This is a genomic window from Actinosynnema sp. NPDC023658, from assembly GCF_040639995.1.
Lineage (GTDB): Bacteria > Actinomycetota > Actinomycetes > Mycobacteriales > Pseudonocardiaceae > Actinosynnema.
On the sequence record NZ_JBFAAX010000204.1, the window covers coordinates 1 to 9,870 of the forward strand.

General features: G+C 71.5%; 10 protein-coding genes and 1 pseudogene. 4 read left to right on the forward strand and 7 right to left on the reverse strand.

Annotated elements, in window-relative coordinates; genetic code table 11:
* Positions 1–11: 11 nt before the first annotated feature.
* Positions 12–464, reverse strand: coding sequence for a helix-turn-helix domain-containing protein (locus AB0G02_RS20685; protein WP_360796807.1), 453 nt, complete (start codon positions 462–464; stop codon positions 12–14).
* Positions 465–557: 93 nt separating this feature from the next.
* On the opposite strand from AB0G02_RS20685, the gene AB0G02_RS20690 reads away from it, so the two are divergent.
* Positions 558–992: a pyridoxamine 5'-phosphate oxidase family protein gene (locus AB0G02_RS20690; protein WP_360796810.1), complete on the forward strand. Its 435-nt coding sequence runs from the start codon at positions 558–560 to the stop codon at positions 990–992.
* Here AB0G02_RS20690 and AB0G02_RS20695 read toward each other — a convergent pair.
* Positions 989–1,711, reverse strand: a complete 723-nt coding sequence (locus AB0G02_RS20695) for a hypothetical protein (RefSeq protein WP_360796813.1) — start codon at positions 1,709–1,711, stop codon at positions 989–991. The two genes, AB0G02_RS20690 and AB0G02_RS20695, sit on opposite strands and share 4 nt — an antisense overlap.
* A 31-nt stretch (positions 1,712–1,742) precedes the next feature.
* A complete protein-coding gene (locus AB0G02_RS20700; RefSeq protein ID WP_360796816.1) occupies positions 1,743–2,075 on the reverse strand; it encodes a hypothetical protein in 333 nt (110 codons plus the stop codon).
* A 244-nt stretch (positions 2,076–2,319) separates the two neighbouring features.
* Here AB0G02_RS20700 and AB0G02_RS20705 point away from each other — a divergent pair, with 244 nt between their 5' ends.
* Positions 2,320–2,526 carry a cold-shock protein gene (locus AB0G02_RS20705; protein WP_015098655.1) on the forward strand — a complete coding sequence of 69 codons (207 nt, stop codon included), beginning with the start codon at positions 2,320–2,322 and terminating at the stop codon, positions 2,524–2,526.
* Positions 2,527–2,650: 124 nt separating this feature from the next.
* Here AB0G02_RS20705 and AB0G02_RS20710 read toward each other — a convergent pair whose 3' ends face one another.
* Together AB0G02_RS20710 and AB0G02_RS20715 are read right to left on the reverse strand one after the other, a co-directional pair.
* Positions 2,651–3,112, reverse strand: coding sequence for a nuclear transport factor 2 family protein (locus tag AB0G02_RS20710; protein ID WP_360796819.1), 462 nt, complete (start codon positions 3,110–3,112; stop codon positions 2,651–2,653).
* Between the two features lie 167 nt (positions 3,113–3,279).
* Positions 3,280–5,001: an acyl-CoA dehydrogenase gene (locus AB0G02_RS20715; RefSeq protein WP_360796822.1), complete on the reverse strand. Its 1,722-nt coding sequence runs from the start codon at positions 4,999–5,001 to the stop codon at positions 3,280–3,282.
* Positions 5,002–5,125: 124 nt separating this feature from the next.
* Between AB0G02_RS20715 and AB0G02_RS20720 the strand changes: the two genes are divergently transcribed.
* Both AB0G02_RS20720 and AB0G02_RS20725 read left to right on the forward strand, forming a co-directional pair.
* A complete protein-coding gene (locus AB0G02_RS20720; RefSeq protein ID WP_360796825.1) occupies positions 5,126–6,190 on the forward strand; it encodes an exo-alpha-sialidase in 1,065 nt (354 codons plus the stop codon).
* Positions 6,191–6,197: 7 nt separating this feature from the next.
* Positions 6,198–6,476, forward strand: a complete 279-nt coding sequence (locus tag AB0G02_RS20725) for a MoaD/ThiS family protein (RefSeq protein WP_360796828.1) — start codon at positions 6,198–6,200, stop codon at positions 6,474–6,476.
* Positions 6,477–6,514: 38 nt separating this feature from the next.
* On the opposite strand, the gene AB0G02_RS20730 is transcribed toward AB0G02_RS20725, so the two are convergent.
* The gene (locus AB0G02_RS20730) at positions 6,515–7,324 is read right to left on the reverse strand and encodes an SWIM zinc finger family protein (RefSeq protein WP_360796831.1); all 810 of its coding nucleotides are present in this window, start codon (positions 7,322–7,324) and stop codon (positions 6,515–6,517) included.
* Positions 7,317–9,614: pseudogene (locus AB0G02_RS20735) on the reverse strand (DEAD/DEAH box helicase); the annotation flags it as partial. The pseudogene AB0G02_RS20735 and the gene AB0G02_RS20730, both read right to left, overlap by 8 nt.
* Positions 9,615–9,870: the final 256 nt, after the last annotated feature.

Below are 9,870 nucleotides of genomic sequence, written 5' to 3' on the forward strand. Positions count from 1 at the left end.
GCGGGACCAGCTCACGCCCCTCCACGGCCGGGCAGCACGTCGACGTCGGTGGGCCCCATCGGCCCGCCGCACTCCGAGCAGTGCAGCTCGACGTGCGCGACCCGACCGCACGCGTGGTGGCGGTAGAGCACCGGCGGGCCCGCCTCGCCCGCCGTCCAGCGGTCGCCCCAGCCCACCATCACCATCAGCAGCTCGACCAGCTCGGTGCCCTTCGCGGTCAGCGCGTACTCGTGGCGCGGCGGCTTGGCCTGGTACTCGCGCCGCTCCAGCACGCCCTGCTCCACCAGCCACCGCAACCGCTCCGCGAGCACCTTGCGGGAGATGCCGAGCTCCTCCTGGAGCTGGTCGAACCGGGCGATGCCCACGTAGACGTCCCGCAGGATCAGCGGTGACCACGGCTCGCCGATGACGTCCATGGTGCGCGCGATCGAGCAGGCCATGTCGCCGAACCGGGTCCGCTGCACGGCACGAGTCTAGCCGAATGGGTTCCCTCAGGGAACTGAACGCGGTACGGTCAGTTCCCTCAGGGAACTTGGAGGTGTGCCATGGTCCGGACCATGACCGACGCGGAGCGCGACCGACTCCTCGACCAGCCGTACGTGGCCGTGCTGAGCGTCGCCGCCACCGACCGGCCGCCGCTGACCGTGCCGGTCTTCTACGCCTACCGGGACGGCTTGATCACGTTCTTCACCGGGACGAACGGCCGCACGGCGCGCAAGACGCGGCTGCTGGACCGGGAGGGGTCGTTCAGCCTGTGCGTGCAGCAGCCGACGCACCCGTACAAGCACGTGACGGCCGAGTGCGTCGTGGAACGGGCGGACCGGGCGCCGTCGGTCGACGAGGTGCGGGCGGTGACGAGCCGGTACCTGCCCGAGGAGCACGCCAGGGCGTTCGCGGAGGCCGAGACCACTGAACCGTCGGGCACGTTCGTGCTCTACACCGGCCGTCCGGTGCGGTGGCTGACCAGCGACTTCGGTGAGCCGGAGGCCTAGCCGTCCTCGTCGTGCCGCCCGGAGATGAACTCCTGCACCCGGATCTTCACCCGGATCAGCGGTTGCCGGACGCGCGCCTCCCGGCGGTACGCGCGGCGCAGCTTGCGCGAGCCCTCGGTGTACCGCCAGCGGGCCCAAGGGGAGCCGGGTCGGGCCAGCCGGACCGCGCCGATCTCCGGCAGCACGGGCACCAGCAGACCGAGCAGCCCCGTCCAGACCTTGCCCTTGAGCAGGGCCACGATGGCGAACCCGAGGTTGACCAGGATGATCAGCACGCGCAGGGCCACGCCCTCGCCGTAGAACTCCTCGTAGCCCAGCGGTCGCGCGCCGACCAGCAGCAGGCCCGTCATGCCGATGGCCAGGAACACCGCGTCGACCGACAGCCGGCCGTCCTTGGTCCAGTACACGTCCCGCAGGTGCAGGATCAGCGCGAACTCGTCGAGCACGAGGGCCGCGCCCATGCCGAGCAGCGCCGCTGCGGCAACCCGCACGCCGTGCTGGTCGTCCGGCACGGCCAGCCCGATCACGCCGCCCAGCAGCATGAAGACGGTGCCGAACACGACGTGGTGGATGTGCGTGCCGCCGGGGGTGATGTTGCCCGGCCACCAGCGCACCTGGGCCCTGATCAGGCGGACGCTGATCCGGATGAACACGAAGGTCAGCACCAGGCCGAGGAAGAAGAACAGCAACCGGGTCTGGGGCAGGTGGAGCGAGTACACCGGTCCATCTTCACCCGTCGGGGCTACCCGGCTACTTGAAGGTGACCCCACCCTGGATGTCGCCCGCCTGGACGGCGTTGCCGTGGACCGTGCCGGAGATCTGGTTGGTCACGCGGCCGGACTGCGTGACGGCGTGGTGGGCGCGCAGTTCGGCCCCGAAGGCGGGATCGGCCTCGATCGTCCGCTCCAGCGCCTCGCCCAGCGCCCTGACCTCCGGCGAGCCCTCCGCGGCGCCCTCGGCGGCGGTGAGCGCCGCGGTGGCGACGGGGTCGTCCGCGAACCTCGCCCGGACCAGCTCGTACAAGCCGGCCACGGCTCGCGAGGCGAGCGAAGCGGCGATGGTGACCAACATCGGTTCAGGCATCGGAGACTCCCCGTGATCGCAGGCTCGCCCACCGTAGCAGTGCGACTCGCCGCATTCTTCCGCTCGACTGCCGGCGGGATCTCATGGTTGACTGTCTTCGGTCGTACCTTTCTGTGTTCGTGTTCCACCACGCTCGCGGAACGGAGTTGCGGGCGCCGAACTTCCTCGCCAGGAAGGGCCGGAGCCCTAGCTGACCCGGTGGTCGCAAGCGCGATCCGGCACCTGTTAGAGGAGAAGTAGCAAGATGGCAGTTCAGGGCACCGTCAAGTGGTTCAACGCGGAGAAGGGCTTCGGCTTCATCTCCCCGGACAACGGTGGCGCCGACGTGTTCGTGCACTACTCGGAGATCCAGAGCAACGGCTACCGCACCCTGGAAGAGAACCAGCGGGTGGAGTTCGAGATCGGCCAGGGCCAGAAGGGCCCGCAGGCGCAGGCGGTTCGACCGCTCTGACCTAATCCGGGTCACCACCAGGACCTGGATCTTTTCGGGCCGCCACTCCCTCCAGCGGGGGTGGCGGCCCGAATCGTCGGCCAGGGGGATGCGGTCCCCGGTGTCAGAGTCCCGGTGATCGACCTCAGGTGGTCAGCGCGGGCGCCGGACCGACCCGGTCGCCGCCGACCTGGCCGCCGTGGTCCTGACCGCCGACCTGCCCGTCGTAGACCCGCTTGCCGACCAGGCGCGCGTCGTCGAACACGAAGAACGCCGTCGTGCGCACCCGGAACGCCCGCCCGGTGGGCTCCTCGCCGCGGAGACTGCCCAGGTGGGTGCCCTCCAGCTCCAGCTCGACGATGACCGCGTCGTCGGCGTGGTGCAGCGCCACCAGCGTGCTGTGCTGGTCGGGGAACGCGTCGCTGACGCGGGCGTAGTACCCGGCCACCTCGGCCCGTCCCTCGAACACCTGCCCGGTCGCCACGATCTCGCAGCGCGGGTCGTCGAACGCGCCGACGGCGGTGTCGAACTCGTGCTCGTTCTCCGACTCCAGGTGTTCGAGCACGATCGCCTCCCGCAGGGCCCGCAATGCCTTGGACGCGGTCATGCGCGCGATTCCCTCCGGTTCGTCGGTAGGGGACGACGAAACCGGACAAGCACCCCACCAGTCAAGACGGCAACCGCGCCGAAGGCCCGCGATCACGGCTCCGTTCGTCCGTCGGGCCTATCGCCCTGCGGCCGATCGGAGTGGTCACCGACGGCGCGGTCGCCCTATCACGGTCGCATTTCGTACGCGCCGGAGAGCGCGGCCACCTCGCCCCACACCCGGTCGAACCGGTCCCGGTCGACAACGGGCTTGCGAACCTGCTCGACCGCCCACCGCTGTTGCGCCTCGGTGGACGAAGCCTTGCCGTGCAGCGCCACCGCATAAGCCGAGAAGTCGCGCACCAGGACGTCGAACACCTGGTCCAGCACGTCGGCGTCCACTCCGGTGATCTTCGCCTGCTCCAGCACCAACTGGCCGTAGACGACCAGCGTGAACAGGTGCCCCAGGTTGAGCAGGAAGTCGAGGTCCTTCTGCTGCTCGTCGTCCGGTGCGGCGGTGGTGAGCAGGGTGCGCAGCGCGCTCGCCTGCTCGTGGAAGCGGGCCACGTTGGGCACGTGGGCGTGCTCGCGGTAGGCGGTCTCCCAGTCGTGGAACCGGATGGAGCCCAGGCCGCGCGCGGGGCCCTGGTGCCAGAAGAACGCGTCGTCGGCCGGGTCGTGCCTGGTCGGGACCTCGGCGTAGTCGGCGGGCCGGAACAGGTAGTTCGGCATGAACTTGAGCACGAGGGCCAGGTTCACGTGGACCGTGCCCTCCAGCTTCGGCAGGGCGCGGATGTCGCGGGCGGCCATGGAGAAGTAGGTGTCCTTCTCGAAGCCCTTGGCCGCGATCACGTCCCACAGCAGGTCGACGACCCGCTCGCCCTCGCTGGTGACCTTCATCTTGGTGATGGGGTTGAACAGCAGGTAGCGGCGGTCCTCGGGGGACGCGCTGCGGAAGTAGTCCACCGCGCGGTCGGAGAACAGCTTCATCGCGACCAGGCGGGCGTAGGCGTCCACGAAGTTCTGCCGGACGTGCGGGAAGTCGGTGACCCGCTTGCCGTACAGGACGCGGTTGTGGGCGTGAGTGATCGCCTCGTACAGCGCGTGCTCGTTGATGCCGATCGACGCCGTGCACAGGTTGAACTTGCCGACGTTGACCGTGTTCAGGGCGGCGCTGAACGCCTCGGGGCCGGTGTGCAGGATGTCGTCCGCGGTCACCGGGTAGTCGTCCAGGCGGAACTCGCTGACGAACATCTGCGAGTCCACCACGTTCTTGACCAGCGTGAACCTCTCGTGCTGGGAGTCGACGGCGAAGAACACGTAGGCGTCCGGGCCCTCGACGTCCGCGCGGCGGCCGAAGACCGACACCATGCCGGCGACGTTGCCGTTGCCGATGTAGTACTTGCCGCCGGTCGCGGTGAAGCCGTCGCCCGAGGGGGTGAGGACCATGTCCGTGGAGTAGACGTCCGCGCCGTGCTCCTTCTCGGACAGTCCGAACGCGAACACCGCGCCCCGGTCGAGCAGCTCGGCGGCCCTCTTGCGGGCCGCGGCGTTGTCGCTCATCCAGATCGGGCCGAGGCCGAGCACCGTGACCTGCCAGGCGTACCAGTACTGCAGGCCGTAGAAGCCCAGCACCTCGCTCAGCGCGGCGTTGCGGGCGGCGTCCCAGCGCTTGTCGCGGCCGGCGGGAGCGCCGTCGCCCCCGGCCTCGGACGCCGGGGTGCAGAAGGTCGCGAACAGCTTCTCGCGGGCGACGAAGTCCAGGAACTCGGTGTACCAGACCTTGGCCTGGTCGTCCGCGATCAGGCGGCGCTTGCCGCGCTCCTCGAACCAGTCGATGGTCGCGCGGAGCAGTCGGCGGCTCTCGGCGTCCAGGTGGGCGGGGTCGTAGGTGTTCGGGTCGAACAGCACCGGGGTTCTCCCTTCGTCGCGGCCCGCACGCTACCAGTCGGTAACTTGCTCGGCCTGGTCCGTCGTGGAGACTTCGGTTCGCCCCGCGCGTAGTGTGCTGCGCGTCACAAACCGAGGAGTCGTCATGCACCTGCTCGCCATCGGCACCCGCAAGGGCCTGTGGCTCGCGACCAGCGAGGACCGCACGTCCTGGGACCTCAGCGGACCGCACCACCCGATGACCGAGGTGTACGCGGTGGCGATCGAGAACCGCCGCGAGCGCCCCAGGGTGCTGGTGGGCACGAGCAGCTCGCACTTCGGTCCGACCGTCGTGACCAGCGACGACCTCGGGGTGACGTGGGACGAGCCGGACCACGCCCCGATCGCGTTCCCGGCGGAGGCCTCCCTGGAACGGGTGTGGCAGTTGGCGCTCACCCCCGACCCGGAGGTCGTGTACGCGGGCACGCAACCGTCGGCGTTGTTCCGCTCCGAGGACGGCGGCCGGACGTACTCGCTGGTCGAGGGTCTGTGGAAGCACCCGCACCGCGAGCGGTGGGGCGCCGGGTTCGGCGGGCAGGCCGTCCACACCGTCCTGCCGCACCCGGACGACCCGCTGCGGCTGACCGTGGCCATGTCCACCGGCGGCGTCTACCGGACGTCCGACGGAGGGTCGTCGTGGGAGGCGAGCAACACCGGCGTCAAGGCCTACTTCCTGCCCGACCCGTACCCCGAGTTCGGCCAGTGCGTGCACAAGGTGAGCCGGCACCCGTCCCGCCCGGAGCGGCTGTTCCTGCAGAACCACCACGGCGTGTACCGGTCGGACGACTCGGGGGAGACGTGGACGTCGATCGCGGACGGCCTGCCCGCCGACTTCGGCTTCGCGATGGTCAGCCACCCGCACGACCCGGACGTGATCTACACCTTCCCGCTGACCGCGGACGCTGAGCGCTTCCCGCCCGGCGGAGCGTGCGCGGTGTACCGGTCGGCGGACGCCGGGGCGTCGTGGCAGGCGTTGCGCGACGGCCTGCCGGACGGCTTCTGGACGGCCGTGGTGCGGGACGCGATGTGCACCGACGCGGCGAGCCCGGCGGGCGTCTACTTCGGCTCCCGGTCGGGTGAGGTGTACGCGAGCACCGACGAGGGCGGGCACTGGCGGCGGATCGCGGAGCACCTGCCCGACGTCGTGTGCGTGCGCGCGGCGGAGGTGTGAGGTGCGGGTGCGCGTGCTGATCCCCGGCCCGCTCCGGCAGGCCGCGGGCGACCAGGCCGCGGTGGACGTCGAGCTGCCCGAACCCGCCACCCTCGGCGTGCTGCTGGACCACCTGGCCGCGCGGTACCCGTTGCTGGACCGGAGGTTGCGCGACGAGCGGTCGGACCTGCGCCGGTACGTCAACTTCTACGTGGACGGCGAGGAGTGCCGCCGGCTGTCCGGCCCGGACACCGCGCTGGCGCCGGACGCGGAGGTGCGCATCCTGCCGTCGGTCGCGGGCGGCTGAGCGCTGCCCCGACCGTCGGTGGTCCGGCCGCCGCGGCCCTACTCCACCAGCCGCCGGTAGAGCGGGCGCAGCTCGTCGGTCACCGAACGGCCGTCCACCACCAGCGGTTCGAGCTGGTCGAGCAGCGCGTCCGGCCGCCGGTGGGTCGGCTCCGCGACGTCGGGCACCACCTCGGCCACCTTCGGCCGTGCCCAGAACGACTCGAAGGAGTCCTCCGGCGGCGGCTCGGGCGCGGGCTCCTCGGCCGGGACGGGCGCGCGCAGGTCCCGCAGGCGGTCCAGCAGGTCCTCGCGGGAGCGCCCGCGCCAGGCCAGGATCTCGAACGGGTCGGTGTCGAACGACTCCGCGAGCAGGTAGCAGGTGGCGGCGAGGTGCTTGCACGGCACCTCCCAGTCCGGGCACGTGCAGTCCATGGACAGCTCGCGCATCGACCTCGGGAACAGGGTGAGGCCGAGGCCGGCGAACACGTCCTCGATCTCCGGCGGCATCTCGCCCGCCAGCAGCTTGGCCGCGAAGATCGCCTGGTCGGCCAGCGCGTGCTCGATGCGCCGCCACTCGTCGTCGCTGAACTTCCGCACCCCGATCCGCGCCCGGTACGGCTCCGGGCGCGTTCCGGTCACCAGCGCCACCACCAGGCTCGTCGACAGCGACAGGCTCATCACCTGCCCGGTGCGCGCGTACGCCCGGCCGCGGTTCAGCCGCGCGGCCATGCCGAACGACTCCAGCACCTCCAGGAACCGGCGCGACCACCACGTCTGCGCGATGTCACCCCGCTTGCTGCGCAACGTCAGGCCGCCCTCGACCCGGATCGGGCGTGACGGCGGTCGGTAGCCGTGCCAGTCAGACACCCACGGCCTCCCCGGACAGGGCGAACAGCTCGCGCAGCTCGCCGGTCGACAGCTCGGTCAGCCAGTCCTCGCCCGCACCCACCACGAGCTGCGCCAACCCGCGCTTCTCCTCGATCATCCGGTCGATCCGCTCCTCCAGCGTGCCGACGCAGACGAACTTGCGCACCTGCACGTGGTCGCGCTGGCCGATGCGGAACGCCCGGTCGGTGGCCTGGTCCTCGACCGCCGGGTTCCACCAGCGGTCGAGGTGGATGACGTGGTTCGCGGCGGTCAGGTTCAGGCCCGTGCCACCCGCCTTCAGCGACAGCACGAAGATCGACGGGCCGTCCGGCTCCTGGAACCGCCGCACCATCTCGTCCCGCTGCCGCTTCGGCGTGCCGCCGTGCAGGTACAGGACCTCGGTGTCGAAGCGGGCGGCCAGGTGCGGCACGACCAGCGAGCCGAACGCGGTGAACTGGGTGAAGCACAACGCCTTGTCACCGTCCGCGAGGGCCTCGTCCAGGATCTCCTCCAACCGGGCGAGCTTGCCGGAGCGCCCCGCGACGCGCGAGCCGTCACCGAGCAGCTGCGCCGGGTGGTTGCAGACCTGCTTGAGGCGGGACGTGGTGGCCAGGACCAGGCCCTTGCGCTTGACGCCCTCCGCCTCGGCGATCTTGGCCAGCATGTCGTCCACCACCGCCTGGTAGAGCGTCGCCTGCTCGGGGGTCAACGTGCACAGCTGGGTGACCTCGATCTTGTCCGGCAGGTCGGTGATGACCCGCGGGTCGGTCTTGAGCCGGCGCAGCACGAACGGCCCGGTGATCCGGCGCAGGCGCACGGCGGCGTCCTCGTCGTGGTGCCGTTCGACCGGCACGGCGAAGCGGGCGCGGAACGTGTTGATCGTGCCCAGCACGCCGGGGTTGACGAAGTCCATGATCGACCACAGCTCCGCCAGCCGGTTCTCCACCGGCGTGCCGGTCAACGCCACCCGGTGACGCGCGGGCAGGGCGCGCACCACGCGTGACTGGCGGGTCGCGCTGTTCTTGATGTTCTGCGCCTCGTCCAGCACGACCCTGTCCCAGCCGACCTCCGCGAGCTTCCCGGCGTCCCGCGCGACGACCGCGTACGTGGTGATCACCAGGTCGCAGTTCGCGTCCAGCGCCCGGTCCGCGCCGTGGTAGACGCGCACCTCCAGGCCCGGCGTGAAGCGGGCGGCCTCGCGCTGCCAGTTGCCGACCACCGACATCGGGCACACCAGCAGCGTCGGCAGGCGCTTGCCGTGCTGCCGGTTGTGCGCCTCCAGGGCCAGCAGCTGCACGGTCTTGCCCAGGCCCATGTCGTCGGCCAGGCAGGCGCCCAGGCCCAGTCGGTCGAGGAACGCGAGCCAGGCCAGCCCGCGCTGCTGGTAGGGGCGCAGCTCCGCGACCAGGCCCGCCGGCTGCTCGACCGGTTCCAGGTGGTGCTCCACCTCGCCGGACAGCAGGTCGCCCAACCAGCCGGTGGCGCTGACGCCGTTGAGCGGCAGCGGCAGGTCGGCGTCCTCCGGGTGCAGGCCGGAGTGCAGCAGGACCTGCGCGGCCGTCATCTGCCCGCCGCCGCGCTTCAGGAACGCCAGACCTGCGGCCAGGCGCTTCGGGTCGACGTTCACCCAGTTGCCGCGCAGCCGCACCAACGGCACCTTGGCCTCGGCGAGCGACTGCAGCTCGGCCTCGGTCAGCCGCTCGTCCCCGACCGCCAGCTCCCACCGGTAGTCGACCAGGACCTTCAGCCCGAGCTCGCTCTCCTTGGCCACCTCACCCGCCGTGCCGCTGCTGGTGGCGGTGAGCCGGAGCCCGAGCCGGTGGGGCTGCCGCCACCACGAGGGCAGCATCACGCCGAAGCCGGCCTCCGCCAGCACCGCCGCGTGCTGCAGGAAGTCGTAGGCCCCTTCGACGTCGAGCTCCAACTCCACCGGCCGCTTGGCCGCGAGCGCCCGGTCCAGCGCGGGGTACAACCTGCCCGCCCGGCCCAGGTCGCCCAGCAGGACGTCCTCGGGCCGGTCGACCCACCGCCGCAGCACCGCGTCCTGCTTGTGCCACAACTGCTCGGCGGTCACCACCACGCTCGGCTCGTCGACGGCCTGGAGCAGGAACTCCACCCGCCACCCGTCCTGGTGCAGCCCGCCCTGGTCGGGCGAGCTGAGCCGGAAGCAGGTCCGAACCGGACTCTCCCGCAACCCACTGGCCCGCCAAGTCGCCAACCTGGCCCGCAACGCGCCCGCTTCCACCGGGATCCGGGGATCCCCGACCAACGCCGCCAACCACCGCCCCACTACCCGGCCACCACCGACCTCACGGCCACCAACCCCCGCGCCCCTCGCCCCCGCCCCACTCGTCCCTGCGCCCACTACCCCTGCGCCGCCCGACCCGCTGCCACTTGCCTCTGCGTCACCAGCCCCGGTGTCGATCGCCTCGGTGCCGCCCGCCCCGGTCTTCCGCAAGGCGGCCCGGACCTGCCGGGGGGGCGCGCCGGGGACGCCCACCAGCCCCCCGGCACCCGACCCCACGCCCGCGCCGGCCCCCCGGCGC